The sequence below is a fragment of the Collinsella intestinalis DSM 13280 genome (assembly GCF_000156175.1).
GTDB lineage: Bacteria > Actinomycetota > Coriobacteriia > Coriobacteriales > Coriobacteriaceae > Collinsella > Collinsella intestinalis.
On sequence record NZ_GG692711.1, the window covers coordinates 85,119 to 104,036 of the forward strand.

Annotated in this window: 19 protein-coding genes; 13 read left to right on the top strand and 6 right to left on the bottom strand. The window is 63.5% G+C overall.

The annotated features are described in order from the left end of the window. Positions 1–192: IS3 family transposase (locus tag COLINT_RS06940; protein ID WP_006723747.1), on the top strand; the 192-nt coding region annotated here is incomplete at its 5' end. Between the two features lie 62 nt (positions 193–254). Here the strand turns inward: COLINT_RS06940 and pflA are convergent. Beyond that, the gene (gene pflA, locus COLINT_RS06945) at positions 255–1,073 is read right to left on the bottom strand and encodes a pyruvate formate-lyase-activating protein (protein ID WP_006723748.1); all 819 of its coding nucleotides are present in this window, start codon (positions 1,071–1,073) and stop codon (positions 255–257) included. Positions 1,074–1,195: 122 nt separating this feature from the next. On the opposite strand from pflA, the gene COLINT_RS08795 reads away from it, so the two are divergent. Next, positions 1,196–1,453 carry a hypothetical protein gene (locus tag COLINT_RS08795; protein WP_006723749.1) on the top strand — a complete coding sequence of 86 codons (258 nt, stop codon included), beginning with the start codon at positions 1,196–1,198 and terminating at the stop codon, positions 1,451–1,453. Between the two features lie 12 nt (positions 1,454–1,465). Further along, on the top strand, positions 1,466–2,329 hold the full coding sequence (locus tag COLINT_RS06950; RefSeq protein WP_267878535.1) for an SLC13 family permease: 864 nt from the start codon (positions 1,466–1,468) through the stop codon (positions 2,327–2,329). Positions 2,330–2,406: 77 nt separating this feature from the next. Here COLINT_RS06950 and grcA3 read toward each other — a convergent pair whose 3' ends face one another. Together grcA3 and pflB are read right to left on the bottom strand one after the other, a co-directional pair. Beyond that, entirely contained in the window at positions 2,407–2,658 is a 252-nt protein-coding gene (grcA3, locus tag COLINT_RS06955; RefSeq protein ID WP_006723751.1) for an autonomous glycyl radical cofactor GrcA3, read from the bottom strand. Positions 2,659–2,800: 142 nt separating this feature from the next. Next, positions 2,801–4,915, bottom strand: a complete 2,115-nt coding sequence (gene pflB, locus COLINT_RS06960) for a formate C-acetyltransferase (protein ID WP_039910693.1) — start codon at positions 4,913–4,915, stop codon at positions 2,801–2,803. Positions 4,916–5,493: 578 nt separating this feature from the next. On the opposite strand from pflB, the gene deoD reads away from it, so the two are divergent. The 9 genes from deoD to COLINT_RS07005 all read left to right on the top strand — a co-directional run bounded on the left by deoD (position 5,494) and on the right by COLINT_RS07005 (position 15,375). Further along, positions 5,494–6,213 carry a purine-nucleoside phosphorylase gene (gene deoD, locus COLINT_RS06965; RefSeq protein WP_006723754.1) on the top strand — a complete coding sequence of 240 codons (720 nt, stop codon included), beginning with the start codon at positions 5,494–5,496 and terminating at the stop codon, positions 6,211–6,213. Positions 6,214–6,410: 197 nt separating this feature from the next. Continuing rightward, positions 6,411–7,475: a BMP family lipoprotein gene (locus tag COLINT_RS06970; protein ID WP_006723755.1), complete on the top strand. Its 1,065-nt coding sequence runs from the start codon at positions 6,411–6,413 to the stop codon at positions 7,473–7,475. Between the two features lie 186 nt (positions 7,476–7,661). After that, on the top strand, positions 7,662–9,185 hold the full coding sequence (locus COLINT_RS06975) for an ABC transporter ATP-binding protein (protein ID WP_006723756.1): 1,524 nt from the start codon (positions 7,662–7,664) through the stop codon (positions 9,183–9,185). 1 nt (position 9,186) lies between these two features. Further along, positions 9,187–10,404, top strand: a complete 1,218-nt coding sequence (locus tag COLINT_RS06980; protein WP_006723757.1) for an ABC transporter permease — start codon at positions 9,187–9,189, stop codon at positions 10,402–10,404. After that, on the top strand, positions 10,397–11,320 hold the full coding sequence (locus COLINT_RS06985) for an ABC transporter permease (protein WP_006723758.1): 924 nt from the start codon (positions 10,397–10,399) through the stop codon (positions 11,318–11,320). Before COLINT_RS06980 ends, COLINT_RS06985 begins: the two co-directional genes overlap by 8 nt. A 203-nt stretch (positions 11,321–11,523) precedes the next feature. Beyond that, positions 11,524–11,940, top strand: coding sequence for a cytidine deaminase (gene cdd, locus COLINT_RS06990; RefSeq protein WP_039910694.1), 417 nt, complete (start codon positions 11,524–11,526; stop codon positions 11,938–11,940). 62 nt (positions 11,941–12,002) lie between these two features. After that, entirely contained in the window at positions 12,003–13,334 is a 1,332-nt protein-coding gene (locus COLINT_RS06995) for a thymidine phosphorylase (protein ID WP_006723760.1), read from the top strand. A gap of 82 nt (positions 13,335–13,416) precedes the next feature. Further along, complete coding sequence (gene deoC, locus COLINT_RS07000; protein ID WP_039910695.1) at positions 13,417–14,088, top strand: deoxyribose-phosphate aldolase; 672 nt, start codon at positions 13,417–13,419, stop codon at positions 14,086–14,088. Between the two features lie 75 nt (positions 14,089–14,163). Further along, a complete protein-coding gene (locus tag COLINT_RS07005; protein WP_006723762.1) occupies positions 14,164–15,375 on the top strand; it encodes a phosphopentomutase in 1,212 nt (403 codons plus the stop codon). Positions 15,376–15,717: 342 nt separating this feature from the next. Here the strand turns inward: COLINT_RS07005 and COLINT_RS07010 are convergent, their stop codons facing one another. From COLINT_RS07010 to COLINT_RS07020, 3 genes are all read right to left on the bottom strand, one after another. Continuing rightward, positions 15,718–16,059, bottom strand: a complete 342-nt coding sequence (locus COLINT_RS07010; protein WP_006723764.1) for an arsenate reductase family protein — start codon at positions 16,057–16,059, stop codon at positions 15,718–15,720. A gap of 33 nt (positions 16,060–16,092) precedes the next feature. Beyond that, on the bottom strand, positions 16,093–17,037 hold the full coding sequence (locus tag COLINT_RS07015; protein ID WP_006723765.1) for a nucleoside hydrolase: 945 nt from the start codon (positions 17,035–17,037) through the stop codon (positions 16,093–16,095). A gap of 105 nt (positions 17,038–17,142) precedes the next feature. Continuing rightward, a complete protein-coding gene (locus COLINT_RS07020) occupies positions 17,143–18,078 on the bottom strand; it encodes an undecaprenyl-diphosphate phosphatase (protein ID WP_006723766.1) in 936 nt (311 codons plus the stop codon). Positions 18,079–18,302: 224 nt separating this feature from the next. On the opposite strand from COLINT_RS07020, the gene COLINT_RS07025 reads away from it, so the two are divergent. Continuing rightward, entirely contained in the window at positions 18,303–18,740 is a 438-nt protein-coding gene (locus tag COLINT_RS07025) for a universal stress protein (RefSeq protein ID WP_006723768.1), read from the top strand. Positions 18,741–18,918: the final 178 nt, after the last annotated feature.

Consider the following 18,918-nt stretch of genomic DNA (forward strand, 5'->3'; position numbering starts at 1 on the left):
GCATGCACGGAGGGGATGTTCGGCCACCTGAAGGACGAGTTCCTCCGCGGGCGCGACTGGGACACGTTCGAGGAGTTCAAGGCGGACCTGGAGGACTACATCCACCACTGGAACAACGTGAGGCGCCAGGTCAAGCTGAAGGGCCTGACCCCGGTGGAGTTCCGGGGGCAGGCCCTTCGGGGGGCCGCTTAGCGGTTATGATTTATCGCGTCCAAGTTTCGGGGCGCAGTTCAGAGCTTTCCCGCCGCTTTTGCTTAACCCTGGCAGTTGTGTTCCGCCGCACGGCCTGCGCGCAACCCGCGCATAACCGCCTCGCGAAGGGCGGGCATGCGGCCCTTGTCCATCGCGGGCACACCCTTGAGCGGATATTCCAAGCCAAGCTGCTCATATTTGACGATGCCCATCGTGTGATAAGGCAGCATCTCGAGACCCACCACGTTGTGCCATGGGGCGATGAGGCGTCCGAGCGCCTCGCACTCCTCTTCCGTGTCCGTGATTCCGGGAACCACTACGTGGCGGATCACGACCTTGATCTTGCGCCTGGCGAGTTCGTCGCCGAACGCGATGATGCGGTCGGGCTCGCATCCGGTCAGGGCCTTATGCCCCACAGGGTCGCTGTGCTTGATGTCGAGCAGGACCATATCGGTCTCGCTCAGAAGCTTCTCAAAACGCTCCGGCTTCTTGGGGTTATACGCGTATCCACAGCTGTCCAGGCATGTGTGGATACGGCCCGCAGGCGCCGCATGGGCGGCCGCGAACAGATCTCCCACGAACTCGGGCTGAAGCAACGGCTCGCCGCCCGTGACGGTCAGACCGCCGGTACGGTAAAACGGCCTGTTGCTCTCGTACTCTCCCAACAGGCGCTCGACCGACACGCACGTACCGGCCCCCTCGCCCGTGGTCCACGTGTCCGGGTTGTGGCAATACGCGCAGCGCATGGGGCACCCCTGGGTGAACACCACGAAACGCACACCCGGCCCGTCCACGGTGCCCATGCTCTCGATGGAGTGGATGCGCCCGAGCGCATATCTGGACTCGACGTCCCTATCCTCATCTAGCTGAACACGTGCCATAATCGCATCTCCCCCTTTACCTGCAGACACGGCTGCAGACGCTTTATTTCGCAAGTTATAATACCCCGTTGGCCGCATTCATCTCGGTCATTTTCGACTGTTGCCCGAACCTGAGGACCAGCATGCAACTCCCCCTCATCGATCGAATTCGCTCCTTCATCCAAGCTGAAGCCGTACTCGTCGTCGCCACCCTCGCAGCGCTCCTCTCGGCTTGCCTGTTCCCGCCCGTGCCGCAGAACTGGTCCGCATACGCCGAGGCAATCGATTGGCGCACCATCGGCCTTCTCTTCTGCCTCATGACCGTCGTGGCGGGCTTCACACGCGCCGGCCTGCTGGCACGTGTGCGGTCCCTTCTCACCCGCACCGAAGGCACGCAGTGACGCCTCTCGCTCCTGCTCGTCACGCTCTCTTTCTTCACCGCCATGATTGTCACGAACGATGTCGCCCTCATCTCGTTCGCACCCCTCACCCTGTTGCTCTTCCAGGGCTCCGAACCGCGCTCGACGATCATCACGCTCGTCGCACAAACCGTCGCGGCAAATCTCGGCTCGATGATGACGCCCATCGGCAACCCGCAGAACATCTACCTCTACTCCGCGTTCGAGCTCGAACTCGGCGAATTCCTCACCGCAATCGCACCCTATGGCATCATCGGGTTCCTTGCCTCCATCACCCCATGTATGCTCATTCCCAATACGAAGGCAACGCTCGGCAAAGCCGCCGATTCCAAGGTCGATACACGACTCGCCCTCGCTTACGGCTTCCTATTCCTCCTCGCACTCGCCTGCGTTGGAAGGGTCGTGAGCTGGGAGCTCTGTGTGCTCATCACTCTGATTGGCTGCCTCATATTCGATCGCAGCGTACTCAAACACCTCGACTACAGCCTTCTTATCACCTTTGCCTGCTTCTTCATCTTTGTGGGAAACATCAAGCACGTTCAAGTCATCGCCAGCACCCTGCAGTCCATCGTCGTAGGGCGTGAGATCCTCGTCTCGGCACTGGCCAGCCAGGTCATAAGCAACGTCCCCGCCGCGATCATGCTCTCCGGGTTTAGCAGCAACGGCATCGGACTGCTTGTCGGCACCAATATCGGAGGCCTGGGAACACCGGTCGCCTCTCTCGCAAGCCTGATCACGCTACGTGTCTATGGACGTTCGCGTGACGCGCAAACCGGGCGCTACCTGCTCTGGTTCACCGCCATCAACCTCGCCCTCCTTGTCCTATTCCTCGGACTCGCATCCCTTCTCAGCCTGTAGACCCGCCCAGCAATGCAAAAAGGGACGCCGGCAATGCCGACGTCCCTCGCTTGAGCGGTGCCCGTGTGGGTGATCGCTTAGAAGCTATCGTGGAAGGTACGGGAGATAACCTCGTCCTGCTGAGCCTTGGTCAGGTTGTGGAAGTTCACAGCGTAACCGGAAACGCGAACGGTGAGCTGGGGGTACTTCTCCGGGTGAGCCTGGGCGTCGAGCAGCGTGTCACGGTTGAACACGTTGACGTTCAGGTGGTGGCCACCCTTCTCGGCGTAAGCGTCGATCATGCTCACGAGATTGTCGGCCTGAGCCTGCGGGATGTCAGCAACCTTCATTGGTGCACTCCTTTTCATCTTCGACGCCCTCTCGCGCCGAAATAGGAATTGTTACTGAAATTATATCAGCATTGACCGCGCCGGTGAATAAGAATTACCACCAGCGCGGAAACATTACAGACGGACCGAATGTCCGATGGCCTTAGCGGTCCTCGGAGCCCTCGGGAGCGGAGGAATCGGTGCAGTCGCAGCAGGCAACCGGGTTCTCGAAGGAGACGTCACCGAGATCCAGATCGCCGAACATAACCTGGTCCTCCTTGCCGAGCGCGCCCGGGATGATGGAGAAGGTGTTGGAGATGCCGTCCTGAGCGTCACGGAAGGGAAGCTTCGAGACGGAGGACAGGGAGGCGATGGCACCGTGGGTGTCGCGCTGGTGCATGGGGTTGGCGCCAGGAGCGAACGGCACGCCGGCCTTACGGCCGTCGGGGGTGGCACCGGTCTTCTGGCCGTACACCACGTTGGAGGTGATGGTCAGGACGGAAGTGGTGGGCACCGAGTTGCGGTACGTGTCGTTCATGCGGATGTACTCCATGAACTGGTGCACGATGTCGTGGGCGAGAACGTCAACGCGGTCGTCGTCGTTGCCGTACTTGGGGAAGTCGCCCTCGATGTTGAAGTCGACGATGACGCCATTCTCGTCGCGGACCGGGTGGACCTTGGCGTACTTGATGGCGGACAGGGAGTCGGCCACGACGGACAGGCCGGCGATGCCGGTGGCGAACCAACGGTGGACGTCCTTGTCGTGCAGGGCCATCTGGATGGACTCGTAGCAGTACTTGTCATGCATGTAGTGGATGACGTTCAGCGTGTTCACGTACACGCCGGCGAGCCACTTCATCATGTCGTTGTACTTGGCCATGACGTCGTCGAAATCAAGGGTGTCGCCCTCGACCGGACGGAACTTCGGGCCGACCTGCTTCTTGGAGACCTCGTCGACACCGCCGTTGAGTGCGTACAGGAGGCACTTGGCGAGGTTGGCGCGGGCGCCGAAGAACTGCATCTCCTTGCCGATGCGCATGGAGGACACGCAGCAGGCGATGGCGTAGTCGTCGCCGTGGTAGACGCGCATGACGTCGTCGTTCTCATACTGGATGGAAGAGGACGCGATGGAGGTCTTAGCGCAGAACTCCTTGAAGGCCTGGGGCAGGTGAGTGGACCACAGGACGGTCAGGTTCGGCTCCGGGGAGGTGCCCATGTTCTCCAGGGTGTGGAGGTAGCGGTAGCTCATCTTGGTGACGAGGGTACGGCCGTCGACACCCATGCCGCCGATGGACTCGGTGACCCACTGCGGGTCGCCGGAGAACAGGTTCTGGTACTCGGGGGTACGGGCGAACTTGACCATACGCAGCTTCATGATGAAGTGGTCGACGAACTCCTGGATCTGCTCCTCGGTGAAGGTGCCGTTCTTGAGGTCGCGCTCAGCGTAGATGTCGATGAAGGTGGAGGTGCGGCCGATGGACATGGCAGCGCCGTTCTGGTCCTTCACGGAAGCCAGGTAGGCGAGGTACATCCACTGGATGGCCTCCTGGGTGTTGGCGGCCGGACGGGCGATGTCGAAACCGTACAGCTTGCCGAGCTCGACGAGCTGCTTGAGGGAGCGGATCTGCTCGGACAGCTCCTCGCGATCGCGGATAGTCTCCTCGGTCATGACGGAGGGCGTGGAGGCCTTCTGGGCCTCCTTGTCGGCGATCAGGGCGTCGACGCCGTAGAGGGCGACGCGGCGGTAGTCGCCGATGATGCGGCCGCGGCCGTAGCCGTCGGGCAGACCGGTGATGATGTGAGCGGAGCGGCAGGCGCGCATCTCAGGGGTGTAGGCGTCGAACACGCCGGCGTTGTGCGTCTTGCGCTTGTTGGTGTAGAAGTCGACGATCTCGGGATCGACCTCGTAGCCGTGCTGGGCAGCGGCCTGGCAGGCGATGCGGATGCCGCCGTTGACGTGCAGGGCGCGCTTGAGCGGGGCGTCGGTCTGCAGGCCGACGATGGTCTCGCGCTCAGGGTGCTCGGCGTCGATGTAGCCGGCCTTGTGGGACAGAATGCCCGTCACGACCTTGGTGTCCATGTCCAGGACGCCGCCCTGCTCGCGCTCCTTGAGAAGCAGCGACATGACGTCATCCCACAGCTTGACGGTACGCTCGGTGGGACCCACCAGGAACGACTCGTCGCCCTCGTACGGGGTGTAGTTCTTCTGGATGAAGTCGCGGACGTCAATCTCGTTGAGCCAATTGCCGCCCTCGAAGCCTTCCCATGCCTCCTGCATTGCGTGACCACGCTCCTCGTCGTGCTCGCGGGGCGTCCCCGCCCCAAATTTGACATCCCCGGCAACAATCCCCGGACATTCGCACGTGCCACTCGCCGAAAAAACGCTCGCGCCCATGTGAAAAAAGAGACCGTTGGCCGAAGATTTATTCACGTTTGCAAGGATACCATATGCACAGGTCCCAAAGGGTATCGCAAATGGGACTTTTTCTCATTCATTTCTATACGGGCACCGTCGCGTTTTGCGCCTCCGAACGCGCAGGTCCAATGCCCGCCCACGCACGACGGCCGTCTTGCGTCCCGCCCTGGAATCATCGATATCGGCAAACGGCGCCTGACATTCGCTTCACACGAACCTGACGGGCGCGTTTCGAAACCCTCACCGCATCTTCCAAGAGTGTTTTTTCCTTGAGGTGATTTGGCGCGGCTGGTGATTCGCTTTAGCAGGATAGACCATCTGACCTGGGCAACCGCTCGCTGAACGCAGCATCCTCCCACCGAATTCCGATAGCCAACCTCACGCGTAGGTGAGAAAGTGTACTCTGTTGTACCTACGACGCAAGGAGGCCTCGTCCCTTTATGGAAAGCACCCCTACGCCCCACAACGGGGCTCATTACGGCGATATCGCCAAAACGGTCCTGATGCCCGGAGACCCGCTCCGCGCCAAATACATCGCGGACCATTACCTCGAGGATGTCCGCACCTTCAACGAGGTGCGCAACATGCTCGGCTTCACCGGCACGTACCAGGGCCAGCCCGTCTCGGTTATGGGCGGTGGCATGGGAATGCCCTCGATCGGCATCTACTCCCACGAACTCTACGAGTTCTACGGCGTGGAATCCATCATCCGCGTGGGTTCCGCCGGCGGCATCGACCCGTCCATCAAGGTCCGCGACGTCGTGGCCGGCATGGGCGCCTGCACCGACTCCAACTACGCCGCCCAGTACAACCTCCCCGGCTCCTACGCCCCCATCGCAAGCTATGAGCTGCTCGAGCGCGCCGTTGCCGCGGGCCGCGCGCAGGGTGTCGATGTCAAGGTCGGCAACATCCTGTCTTCCGACCATTTCTACCTCGACGACCCCTCCTCCACCGCCACCTGGCAGAAAATGGGCGTCCTCGCCGTCGAGATGGAGGCCGCCGCGCTCTACATGAACGCCGCTCGCCTGGGCAAGAAGGCCCTGTGCCTGCTCACCGTCTCCGACCTGCCCCTCACCGGAGAGTCCCTCCCGGCCGGCGAGCGTCAGACGAGCTTCACCCAGATGATGGAGATCGCCCTCTCCCTCGCCCTGCCCGCATAAATCCCCTCGTCCGCCCGGTCTCGCGCATCGCGAAGGCCGGGCGGACGCCTTTCGGTCCGGAGCGCGCGGCGCATCGAGCGCCGTCGCCCCGCATCCCCCATGGTCTTTCGCCATGCCCTTGCTCAGGCACGGCAGAAGATACGGCGCAGCTATGCGCCCATTTTGCAAGCGACAACCGTACGCAAGAAAGGAAGAACATGAAGAAGAATCGTCTCATGGGTCTCGCCCTTGCCGGCGTCCTCGCCCTTTCCGTCGCAGGCTGCGGCGGTGGCGACGAGGCCAAGCCCGCGGGCTCCGCTCCCGCCGACGCCTCTGCCGACTACAAGGTCCAGATGGTCACCGATATGGGTGGCGTGAACGATCAGTCCTTCAACCAGCTCGCCTGGGAGGGCCTGCAGCAGCTCAACAAGGACACCGGCATCGAGGTCGGCTACACCGAGTCCAAGCAGGAGTCCGACTACGCCACGAACCTGGACAAGGCCGTCGACGACGGCGCCCAGACCGTGTGGGGCATCGGCTTCGCCATGGCCGAGGCGATCCAGAACACCGCCAAGACCAACCCTGACGTGCACTTCGCCATCATCGACAACGCCTACCCCGAGGCCGACCTGCTCGATAACCTCACTGGCGTGACCTTCAAGACGCAGGAACCCTCCTTCGTGGCCGGCTATATCGCCGCCATGACCACCCAGACCGGTAAGGTCGGCTTCATCGGCGGCATGAAGTCCGACGTCCTCGAGACCTTCGACTGGGGCTACCAGGCCGGCGTCGCCTACGCCAACGCCACCGAGGGCACCAACGTCGAGGTCGTCTCCCAGTACATCGAGACCTTCACCGACGCCGCCAAGGGCAAGGCCGCTGGTCAGAAGATGTACTCCGACGGCTGTGACATCGTGTTCGCCTGCGCCGGCAACGCCGGCAACGGCGTCATCGAGGCCGCCCAGGATGCCGACAAGATGGTCATCGGCGTCGACAAGGACCAGTACGATCTCGCCCCCGAGAACATGCTGACCTCCGTCATGAAGAACGTCGACAAGGCCGTCATCGAGGTCTCCACCATGGCTTCCAACGGTGAGAAGGTCGGCGGCAAGAACATCGAGCTCTCCGCCAAGGACGGCGCCGTGGCCGTTTCCACCCACCACGACCTCATGGAGCCCGGCGTGTACGACACCGCCGTCGAGCTGTTCGACAAGATCAAGAACGGCGAGATCGAGCCCCCCGCGACCGAGGAAGCGTTCAACGACTACGTCGCTTCGCTCTAACGTTTAACGTTTTGCCAGGCCGGCGATGCGCCCTGCGGCGCCATCGCCGGCCCGCGTCGTTCACGGCTCGTGTGAGCAGACGAGCCGTCCCGCGCCGGGAGCGCCCGCAAGGACGCCCTCGGCGCGGGACGAAGAGGGGCCGAAGGGCCCCGAACCCGAAGGAGAAATGGAAGGAGCGAACGGCCTATGAAGCCAGATGCGCGCTACGCGGTGCAGATGAGCGGCATCGTAAAGACGTTCGGCACGTTCACTGCACTCGACCATGTGGACCTCACCGTGCAGAAGGGCACGATCCACGCGGTCTTGGGCGAGAACGGCGCCGGCAAGAGCACGCTCATGAACGTGCTCTACGGTCTATACCAAGCCGACGAGGGCCAGATCTGCCTCAACGGCGAGCCCGTCGTCATCAACACCCCCAACGACGCCATCGCCCATGGCATCGGCATGGTCCACCAGCACTTCATGCTCGTGGACAATTTCACCGTGACCCAAAACATCGTGCTCGGCAGCGAAGTGTGCGGTGCAGCGGGCATCCTCGACATGAAAAAGGCACGTGAGAAGGTCTGCCAGATCATCGAGCAGTACGGCCTCGAGGTCGATCCCGATGCCAAGATCGAGGACATCTCGGTCGGCATGCAGCAGCGCGTCGAGATCTTGAAGGCGCTCTACCGCGGCGCCGACATCCTGATCCTGGACGAGCCCACCGCGGTTCTCACGCCCCAGGAGATCGACCGCCTCATCCAGATCATGCACGACCTCACCAGCGCGGGTAAGACCATCATCGTCATCACCCACAAGCTCAGGGAGATCAAGGCGTCCTCCAACACCTGCACGATCATCCGCCGCGGCCAGTACGTCGACGAAGTCACCGTCGCGGACGTCACGGAGGAGGACCTCGCCGACATGATGGTCGGACACCACGTGAACCTCCAGGTCGAGAAGCAGCCCGCCACGCCCGGCAAGACCGTCTTCGAGATTCGCGACCTGCACGTGAACGACGAGCGCGGTATCGAAACCGTCAAGGGCCTCGACCTCGCGGTCCGCTCCGGCGAAATCGTCGGCATCGCAGGCATCGATGGCAACGGCCAAAAGGAGCTCGTCGAGGCCATCACCTGCCTGACCAAGGCCAACTCCGGAAAGATCCTCGTGAACGGCGAGGAGATCCAAAACACCACGCCGCGCAACGTCATCGACCACAAGGTCTCGACCATCCACGAAGACCGCCAGAAGCGCGGCCTGGTGCTGCCCTTCACCGTTGCCGAGAACGCCGTGCTCGAGAAGTACCGCACGCCCGAGTTCGGCAAGCACGGTATGCTCGACGGCGCCAAGATGCACGAATACACCGAGCAGCTCATCGCCGACTACGATGTCCGCCCCGCCGACTGCGCCGACAAAACCGCCGGCGGCCTGTCCGGCGGAAACCAGCAGAAGGTCATCATCGCCCGCGAGGTCTCCAACGATCCCGACGTGCTCATCGCCGTGCAGCCCACGCGCGGCCTGGACGTGGGCGCCATCGAATATGTTCACAAAGCGCTCGTCGCCGAGCGCGACCGCGGCACGGCCATCCTGCTCATCTCACTCGAGCTCGACGAGGTCATGAGCGTGTCCGACACCATCGACGTCATCTACGACGGCCGCATCACCGGTACATTCAAGCAGGGCGAGGTCGACGAGAACAAGATCGGCCTGCTCATGGCAGGAGGTGAATAGCATGGCATCCACTGCAACCGCAGGCGCGGCGCATACCGCCAAACCCCAGGAGAGCCTGCTCCAGCGCATCCTCAAGCGTCCCATCACCGCTACGCTCATCGCCATCGCGCTCGGATTCGCCGTGGCGGCGGTCCTGCTCGCGGTAGCCGGCTACGACCCCGTCGCGTCCTTCGCGGCGCTGTTCGAGGGCGTGTTCTCCAAGCCCAAGTACATCTCCAACACCATCATCAAGGCCTCGCCCATCATCCTCACCGGAATCTCGGTGGCGTTCGCCTTCAAGACGGGCATGTTCAACATCGGCGCAGAGGGCCAGTACGTGGCCGGCGCGGTGTGTGCCGTGCTCGTGGGCTCCACGCTCGACCTGCCCATGGTGCTGCAGGTGCCCGTCGTGATCCTCGCCGGCATCGCCGGCGGCGCCGCCATCGGCGCCATCACGGGCTTCCTCAAGGCGCGCTTCGGCATCCATGAGGTCATCACGGCCATCATGCTTAACTGGACGATGCTCTACCTCAACAACTTCGTCGTGAACTCCGAGATGTTCCATCGCCCGAGCTCCACCTCGTCGATCCCGGTGAATCCCTCCAGCTACACCATGATCCTGCCCGAGTGGAAGCTCTCCGACCAGGGCCTCGAGACGCTCAGGAACGTGCCGTGGCTCTACGACTTCCTCGTCAAGGCCGACGTCAACATCGCCTTCATCGTGGCCATCCTCGTCGCCATCGCGATCTGGTTCGTCCTCTACCGTTCCAAGCTCGGCTTTGAGCTGCGCGCCGTGGGCTTCAACCGCGACGCCGCCGAGTTCGCCGGCATGCCCGTCGAGCGCAACACCGTGCTCGCCATGGTCATCGCGGGCGGCATCTCGGGCCTGGCCGGCGCCCTCATGATCACCGGCATCCAGCCGCACTGCATCTCGACGCTCGCCGCGTTCGAGAACTACGGCTTCAACGGCTTCTCCGTCGCGCTTATCGCCGGCTCCTCCCCCATCGGGTGCATCTTCGCGGGCCTGCTGTTCGGCGGCCTGCTCTACGGCGGCACCTCCGTGCAGATGGCCGTGGGCGCCCCCACCGACATCATCAACATCATGATCGGCACGATCGTGTTCTTCGTCGCGCTCGCCCGCGTGGTCACCCTCATCGCCGAGCGCCTTGAGAAGCGCTCTGCCGAGAGGGCCCAAATCGCAGCGGCCACTTCCGACGCGCAGGAGGCCAACCATGCTTAACAACGTCATGCTGCTCATCGGCATCACCCTCATGTATGCGACCCCGCTCGTCTTCGGCGCCCTGGGCGGCGTCATCTCCGAGCGCTCTGGCGTCGTCAACATCGGCATCGAGGGCATGATGACCGTCGGCGCCCTCGCCGGCGCCGCCGTCTCGTTCTACACCGGCAACCCCTGGATCGCGTTCCTGTGCGCAGGCATCGCAGGCGGCGTCTTCGCGCTGCTGCACGCCGTCGCCGCGGTGACCTTCCGCGCCGACCAAAACGTCTCGGGCATCGCCCTCAACATGTTGGGACCGGGCCTCGCGCTCTTCCTCGCCCGCCTCATGTGGGATGGCGGCACGCAAAGCCCCTCCATCGAGACGCTGCCCAAGATCTTCGGGCGCGGCGCCTTTGCCGGCACCCCGTGGGCGAACCTCAACGTCGACGTCACCGTCGTGTTCGGCATCATCGCCGCCGCCGCGGTATGGTTCGTGCTCTACAAGACCAAGTGGGGCCTGCGCGTCCGCGCCGTGGGCGAGCACCCCGCCGCCGCCGACACCCTCGGCATCAACGTGAGCCGCACGCGTTTTATCTGCGTTGTGCTCTCCGGCGTCATGGCGGGATTCGGTGGCGCGTCCATCACGCTGGCGATCATCTCCCAGTTCACGCAGACGGCCGTGGCAGGTCAGGGCTTCATCGCGCTGGCCGCGGTGATCTTTGGCAAGTGGACCCCGCACGGCGCGTTCGGCGCGTGCCTGCTGTTCGGCATGGCACAGGCCCTCGTGATCATCCTGGGCGGCGGCGTTGTGCCGATCCCCAGCGAGATCCTCGCCATCATGCCCTACATCCTCACCCTCGTGGTGCTCGTGCTGTTCGTGGGCCGCTCCGTGGCGCCCAAGGCGGACGGCGTGCCCTACGAGAAGGGTTCGCGCGGGTAATCCGGTCCCAACGGGAGGCCCGTCCTTTATGTCCTGCGCTCAGGCGGTCGTTTTGCACTCAACAAACAGCCCACTGGACTGTTTGGCGTGCAGAACTCGCTCAGGATAAAAAGGACGGGCCTCCCTGCGTTGTCTTTAGCTTGCTCGAGCTAGTTGTTTTTCTCTGGCACGTGCCGGCCCCCTGGGGGATGGAAAGGAGCATCATGAACGACCTTGAACTTGTGCGAGCTGCCATCGCGGCTCGGGAAAACTCGTATTCCCCGTATTCGAACTTCGCCGTCGGTGCGGCGCTGCTGTGCGCCGATGGGACCGTGTACGGCGGGTGCAATATCGAAAACGCGGCCTATTCGCCGGGCAATTGCGCCGAGCGCACAGCGTTTTTCCGCGCCATCTTCGACGGGCATCGGGACTTCACAGCCATCGCCGTGGTCGGAGGCCCCGCAGGTGAGCCCATCAGCGAGTTGTGCGCGCCATGCGGCGTATGCCGGCAGGTAATGCGCGAGTTCTGCGACCCGGCCACCTTCCGCATCCTCATGGGGACGAGCCCCGATGCATTCGTCGAGGCCACCCTCGAAGAGCTTCTCCCCTACGGCTTTGGCCCGGAGAACCTCGGGCGCTAACCCCATCTCGCCAACGGCTCCGGCGGCGCCCCTTTGCCGCCATATGGAAATGAGGCAACCCTATGCGCATGTACGACATCATTGAAAAGAAACGCGACGGCGGCGCGCTCAGCGACGCCGAGATCGGCTTCTTTGTGGATGGCTACACCTCCGGGCGCATCCCCGACTATCAGGCAAGCGCCCTGCTCATGGCCATCTACCTACGCGGCATGACGCCCGAGGAGACGCGCCTGCTCACCATGCACATGATGAACTCGGGCGATGTCATGGACCTCTCGAGCATCCCGGGCGCCACCGTGGACAAGCACTCCACTGGAGGCGTTGGGGATAAGACCTCGCTCGCCGTCGTGCCCATGCTTGCGGCCATGGACCCCGGGCACACATTCGTTGCCAAGATGACCGGGCGCGGTCTTGGCCACACGGGCGGCACCGTGGACAAGCTCGAGAGCATCCCTGGATTCGACACCGCCCTCACAGATGACGCATTCCTCTCCTGCGTGCGGGAGCACGGCGCCTCCATCATCGGCCAGACAGGCAACCTCGTCCCGGCCGACAAGCTCATCTATGCCCTGCGCGACGTCACCGCGACCGTGAGCTGCATACCGCTCATCGCCAGCTCGATCATGAGCAAGAAGCTCGCCGCGGGTTCGGGCTGCATCCTGCTCGACGTCAAGGTCGGTTCCGGCGCATTCATGAAGACCGTGCCCGAAGCCATCGAACTCGCGCAGGCCATGGTCGAGATCGGCGAGGGCATGGGACGCCGCGTAAAGGCGCTCATCACCAATATGGACCGCCCGCTGGGACGCAACATCGGCAATGCCCTCGAGGTCGTAGAGGTCATCGAGACCCTGCAGGGACAAGGACCCGCCGACCTCACGCATGAGGCGATCATGCTCGCGAGCGACCTGCTCGAGCTCACGGGGCGCTTTGACCACAACGAGGCCGAGGCACGAGCGCGTCGCGTGATCGAGGACGGCTCGGCGCTCGCCAAGCTCAAGGAGATCGTCGTCGCCCAGGGCGGAGACGTGCGCGTTATAGACGACCCCTCCCTGCTCCCACAGGCAAGCCTGCACGAGACGCTGTGCGCACCGCGCGCGGGCTTTGTTGCGCATATCGATACCGAGCGCGTGGGCGTGGCATCGGCCGAACTCGGAGGCGGGCGCCTGACCCTCGACGACGAGATCGACCACAGCTGCGGCATCACGCTGCTCAAAAACTACGGCGACCCCGTGGAAGACGGGGAGCCCGTCGCCATCGTCCACGCCAACGATGCGGGGAAGCTCGCAACCGGCCTGGCCACACTCGCCGGCGCCTACACGTACGGACCGCAAGAGCCGCCCGTCGAGCCCCTGCTCTACGCGAGTGTGACGGCTGCGGGCGTTGCGTACGCGTAGCCGGACACTCCTCGGGGTATACGCCCCACATACGCATCTGCAACCACCGCCCCACCCGGGGCTTCAAATGAAAGGAACCACCATGTCCCTCACCAAATCCGAACTCGCCAAGTACATGGACCACACCCTGCTCAAGGCCGACGCCACCGCCGAGCAAATCGACCGCGTCGCCGCCGAGGCACGCGAGCTGAACACCGCCTCCGTGTGCGTGAACGGCTATTGGGTCCCGCGCGTCGCCGCCGCGCTGGAGGGCACCGATGTCATGACCTGCGCCGTCATCGGCTTCCCGCTGGGCGCCATGTCCACCACCGCCAAGGCCGCCGAGACCGCCGACGTGGTGGCCGCCGGTGCGCGCGAGGTCGACATGGTCATCAACATCGGCGAGCTCAAGGCCGGCAACGACGACGTGGTGCGCGCCGACATCGCAGCCGTGGCCGAGGCCGCTCACGCCGGCGGCGCCCACCTCAAGGTGATCATCGAGTGCTGCCTGCTCACCGAGGAGGAGAAGGTCCGCGCGAGCCGTCTCACCGTCGAGGGCGGCGCGGACTTTGTGAAGACCTCCACCGGCTTCTCCACCGGCGGCGCCACCGTCGAGGACGTGCGCCTCATGCGCGAGACCGTCGGACCCGACTTCGGCGTGAAGGCCGCGGGCGGCATTCGCACCCTCGCCGACGCCGAGGCCATGATCGAGGCCGGCGCTAACCGCCTGGGCGTCTCCGCGAGCATCGCCATCCTGAGCGAGCTCAACGCCTAAGCACCGCACCTGCACCGTCGCCCCGAGCACCGCAATCGCGCGCTCGGGGCTTTCATCGTTCTCAAAGGACCTTTCATGGCATCTCAGAAGTATCGCCGCATCCTGACCATCGTCATCGACTCGATCGGCGTGGGCGACGCACCCGACGCCGACAAGTACAACTCAGACGGCGCCGACACCCTCGGCCATATGTCCCAATGGTGGGTCGACAACCAGGGGCGTCCGCTCACGCTCCCCAACATGGAGCGTCTCGGCCTGGGCCGCGTGCGCCCCGGCAAGCCGTTCGCCGGCGTAAGCGCAGACACCGGGCCCGCCGGCGGCTTTGGCCGCATGCGCATCATCAGCCTGGGCAACGACTCGCTCGACGGCCACTGGGAGATGATGTGCCTGCCCACGCGCTTTGAGGTGGATTACTTCCCGCAGGGCTTCCCCGACGAGTTGCTCGACAAGCTCCGTGCATTCAGCGGCCGCAACATCGTGTGCAACAAGCCCTACTCCGGCACCGAAGTGCTCAAGGACTACGGCGAGCACCAACTGGCCACGGGCGACCTGATCGTCTACACCTCTGGCGACTCGGTCTTGCAGATCGCCGCGCATGAGGATGTGATTCCGCTCGAGGAGCTCTACCGCATCTGCGAGTACGCGCGCACCCTCATCAACGGCCCCGAGATCACCATGGGTCGCGTCATCGCGCGCCCGTACGTGGGCACGCGCGCCGCAGATTTCACCCGCACCGCCAATCGCCACGACTATGGCCTGACCCCCACCGGCCCCACGGTCGTCGACTTCCTGCGCGACGCGGGACTCGACACCATCGCCGTGGGCAAGACCTACGACCTGCTGTGCGGCAACGGTTTTTCAGAGAGCTATCACAACGAGAGCAACTCCGATGGCATGGACCATGTGGACGAGGTCATGGCGCGCGATTGGCACGGCCTGTGCTTCACCAACCTGGTCGATTTCGACGCCGTGTACGGGCACCGCCGTGACCCGCTCGGCGACGGCCTGGCGCTCGAGGACTTCGACCGGCGCCTCGGCGGCGTCATGGACGCTATGCGCGACGACGACCTGCTGATCATCACCGCCGACCACGGCAACGACCCCACCTACCGCGGTACCGACCATACGCGCGAGCTCGTACCGCTGCTCGCCTGGAGCCCCTCCATGCACGGCGGCGTCGACCTGGGGCTTCGCCCAACCGCCTCGGATATCGGTGCCACAATCTTGGAGAACTTCGGCGTCCCTGGCAACGGCGAAGGTACGAGCTTCCTCAGTGAGCTCCAGTAGCACGCCAAGCACCCACCATCAGATCAACCTGGCGCCATCAACACCGCCGCTTACCGCATGCACCACCCATTCGGTAGGCGGCGTTTTTATGCACCTGGAAAGCTCCGACCGATTCTGTGATTGCCAAATTCTCAAGATGTGTGACCGATGAGCGCATGTGGGCCGCTGCCGCGCGAGACTTCAGCGCGAAATGACCACGAATCATCCGGCCATGCGTCGCACGGGCGCTCTTTTTTTCTTTTTCCCATCCCCATTCGACAAAAAGGCGCCCCTAGCAAGGGGCGCCGGTCACACTTCTTTTGAATTTGGCAAAATCGCTCTCGCGCAGATGCGGCAGCGGGCCTACTCCCAGCCCTTCCAGGTATCGGGGCAGTAACCCACGGTCGCCTTGGCGCCGTTGCGCACGATGGGCTCGCGCAGGACCTGCTGGTTCTCGAGCAGCTTGTCGAACTTCTGGCTCTCGGCGAGATAGGTGATGAGCGCCACGGTGTCCTGATCCTTCGCGTCCGGGTCGATCACGGCGTCGATGCCGCCCACGGCGCGCATCACGCTCTGTAACTCGCCCTTGCTCATCTCCTTCTCTTTGAGATCGATGAACTGGAACTTGATGCGACGCTCCTTGAAATAGCGCTGGGCCTTCTTGGTGTCGAAGCTCTTTTTAGTACCGAAGATCTGGATGTTCATATCGGCTCCGTGGGGTCGAAGGATCGATGGGTCTCAGTACAGGGCCGGAGCGGCCGACATCGCCAGCTCGTCGACGAGCGCGTAGAAGCGCTTGGGGTCGGCGTGCGTCACGAGCGTCACCTCGCGACCCTCGTCGCAGCGGAAGGTCCGGCCGGCCGCGGCGCCGTCCACGCGGACATCGCAGCGGACGCGCTCAACCTCGGCGATCTCGGGGTACAGGCAGTAGACGGTGGTGAGCACATCCCACAGGTAGTACACGTTGTTCGCCGCCACATTCAGGACCAGCGCATATCCCTGGCCGATCAGGTCGATGGCCGGGTAACGGCGCAGCTCGGCCCAGTGCTGGCAGAGGTCGCGCGTGAGCGGCAGCTCCTCGGTGCTCTCCAGACCCACCATGTGGATCTCGAGCGACGAGTCCCACACGCGCTTGACCGCCTCGGGGTCCCAAAAGGCGTTCCACTCGGCGGTGCCGTCAAAACACGGGTCCACCACGTTGCCATGACCGTCAAGCGAACCGCCCATCCAAAAGAGCGTCTCGATCTTCTCCTCGATGGCGGGCTCAGCGTCCAGCGCGCGGGCGAGGTCGGTCAGGGGGCCGGTGAACAGCAGGGTCGTCTTGCCCTCCTCGGCCATGACCTTATCCACCAGGTCGAGATGGGCCGGGCGCGCGGCGATCGGCGTGCGGGGCGCGCCGTGCTCGTTCAGCATGGGCAGCGCATCGAAGGTGAAGGCGGAGCCCCTCCACTCCGAGGGGAATTGATGATGCGGGCGAGAGTCCGACGCCGCAACCTCGAGAGCCGCCTGCTTACCCCCAAAGAGATCGATGATTTTGCGAGACGCCTCGAGGGCCGCCTCGATCTGGCAATCGCCGTCCACAACCGAGACGCCCGTCACGCGGGCCTCGGGCATCTGCAGCAACAGCAGCAGGCTCACCAGGTCGTCAACGCCGCCGTCATGGTTGAAATACACGTTCGTCATACGAAACCTTTCAAAAGAAAATGACACGCACCCAGTATGCCAGAGTACGTGCCATATACATGCAAAGGATTCGCACGGTGCGCATCGCACCGTGCAGCAAGTCACTTACACCAGCATGAAGTACGCCAGCACCGCGACGCCGAGCACGATGCGGTAGATGCCAAACGCCGTGAAGTCGTGGCGACGGACGAAGCCCATGAGCCACTTGATCGCGACGAGCGAGACGATGAACGCGACAACGCAACCGACCGCGAGGATGGCAACGCCGCTCGGGTCGAACACGCCGCCCTTGAGGAAGAACTTCACAAGCTTGAGGAAGCTCGCGCCGAACATGACGGGAATCGCCAGGAAGAAGGTGAACTTGGCCGCCACAGAGCGCGTGGTGCCCAGCAACAAGCCGCCGATGATGGTGGATCCGGAACGCGAGGTACCGGGAATGAGCGAGAGCACCTGGAAGCAGCCGATGCCGAAGGCGGTCTTATAAGAGAGATCGTCGAGCGTGGTGATGGAACCGAAGTCGCCACCCTCGGTGGGCTCGACAGCGGAGGCGGGGGCGGCGAAATGCGAGCCCATGGGCCTACCGCCCGGCGCCACAGCCTCGGCAGCCACGCGCGCGGCGAGCTTATTGGCGCGCCAACGCTCGATCACAATGAAGGCGATGCCGTAGACGATGAGCGCGGCGGCAACAACCCAGGCGTTGTAGAGGTGCTCCTCCATGAAGTCGTCGAGCGGGATGCCGATGATGGCCGCGGGCAGGCAGCCCACGATGATCTTGCCCCACAGATTCCAGGTAGAACGGCATTCCTGTCGCGTCTTTCCAAAGCCGAACGGCAGCAGGTCACGTATGAACAGCACGCATACGGCGAGAATGGCGCCAAGCTGGATGACGACGAGGAACATGTTCCAGAATTCCTCGGTGACGTTCAGCTTGATGAACTCGTCCACCAAGATCATGTGACCCGTCGACGAGATGGGCAGCCACTCCGTGATGCCCTCGACCAGGCCAAGGAAGGCGGATTTGAGCAGCTCGATAATATCCACGTGTCCTCCTCAGGGGCGTGACGGTGCGCGCCGAGCATGTCGATACAAAAAGCGCCGCCCTGCGGCGCGATATCCTATTATCACCCGACACGATGCGCTGCACCGAAAATGCGCGCCGTTTGCGATATATCGAACGCAAATGTAAGCCGAATGGGTATAACTGTGGCATGGTAAAGCACCATGAGACGGGCGCGTGAAAGCCCGCATAGACCAAGGAGGTCACCATGCACGAGGGTTATTCCAAGGTATTCGTCGCCCTTGACGGCACCGAGCAGCAGGACTTCGTCCTCGCCCGCGCGATCAAAGTCGCCGCGAACAACGGCGCCGCACTCATCATCGGCCATGTCATCGACTCCACGGCGCTTGAGTCCGCCGGATCCTACCCCGCCGACCTGGTCCAGGGGCTTCAGGACGCCTTCACCAATTCCATCGCCGCCCAGGTCGAGCAGGCCAAGGCCAACCCCGCCATCCCCTCCGTCGACGTTGTGATTCGCGCCGGTCGCATCCGCGAAACCCTGAAGGACGAGATGCTCGACGTCATCGAGCCCGACCTGGTCCTCTGCGGTGCCCGCGGCCTGTCCTCCATCAAGTACGCGCTGCTCGGCTCCATCTCGACGTTCCTGCTGCGCAACACCGACTGCGACATCCTGGTCGTCAAGTAGCGCCAAGCGGAACACGCCGCGCACCCACATACCCCCAACTTAGAAGGCCGCCCCTTTCGGACGGCCTTCTTCATGTCTCACTTGGGGACAGGCACAAAATGAGACTCTCGTCATCGGCTCGGCCGGCAACCTGCCAGAACCGCGAAAAGTCTCAATTTGTGCCTGTCCCCAATTGAGA

Excerpts from the sequence above, each read along its gene's own strand:
- pflA (WP_006723748.1), bottom strand. The coding sequence starts at position 1,073 with ATGGCACGTGTTCAGCTAGATGAGGATAGGGACGTCGAGTCCAGATAT.
- COLINT_RS08795 (WP_006723749.1), top strand. The coding sequence starts at position 1,196 with ATGCAACTCCCCCTCATCGATCGAATTCGCTCCTTCATCCAAGCTGAA.
- grcA3 (WP_006723751.1), bottom strand. The coding sequence starts at position 2,658 with ATGAAGGTTGCTGACATCCCGCAGGCTCAGGCCGACAATCTCGTGAGC.
- pflB (WP_039910693.1), bottom strand. The coding sequence starts at position 4,915 with ATGCAGGAGGCATGGGAAGGCTTCGAGGGCGGCAATTGGCTCAACGAG.
- deoD (WP_006723754.1), top strand. The coding sequence starts at position 5,494 with ATGGAAAGCACCCCTACGCCCCACAACGGGGCTCATTACGGCGATATC.
- COLINT_RS06970 (WP_006723755.1), top strand. The coding sequence starts at position 6,411 with ATGAAGAAGAATCGTCTCATGGGTCTCGCCCTTGCCGGCGTCCTCGCC.
- COLINT_RS06975 (WP_006723756.1), top strand. The coding sequence starts at position 7,662 with ATGAAGCCAGATGCGCGCTACGCGGTGCAGATGAGCGGCATCGTAAAG.
- COLINT_RS06980 (WP_006723757.1), top strand. The coding sequence starts at position 9,187 with ATGGCATCCACTGCAACCGCAGGCGCGGCGCATACCGCCAAACCCCAG.
- COLINT_RS06985 (WP_006723758.1), top strand. The coding sequence starts at position 10,397 with ATGCTTAACAACGTCATGCTGCTCATCGGCATCACCCTCATGTATGCG.
- cdd (WP_039910694.1), top strand. The coding sequence starts at position 11,524 with ATGAACGACCTTGAACTTGTGCGAGCTGCCATCGCGGCTCGGGAAAAC.
- COLINT_RS06995 (WP_006723760.1), top strand. The coding sequence starts at position 12,003 with ATGCGCATGTACGACATCATTGAAAAGAAACGCGACGGCGGCGCGCTC.
- deoC (WP_039910695.1), top strand. The coding sequence starts at position 13,417 with ATGTCCCTCACCAAATCCGAACTCGCCAAGTACATGGACCACACCCTG.
- COLINT_RS07005 (WP_006723762.1), top strand. The coding sequence starts at position 14,164 with ATGGCATCTCAGAAGTATCGCCGCATCCTGACCATCGTCATCGACTCG.
- COLINT_RS07010 (WP_006723764.1), bottom strand. The coding sequence starts at position 16,059 with ATGAACATCCAGATCTTCGGTACTAAAAAGAGCTTCGACACCAAGAAG.
- COLINT_RS07015 (WP_006723765.1), bottom strand. The coding sequence starts at position 17,037 with ATGACGAACGTGTATTTCAACCATGACGGCGGCGTTGACGACCTGGTG.
- COLINT_RS07025 (WP_006723768.1), top strand. The coding sequence starts at position 18,303 with ATGCACGAGGGTTATTCCAAGGTATTCGTCGCCCTTGACGGCACCGAG.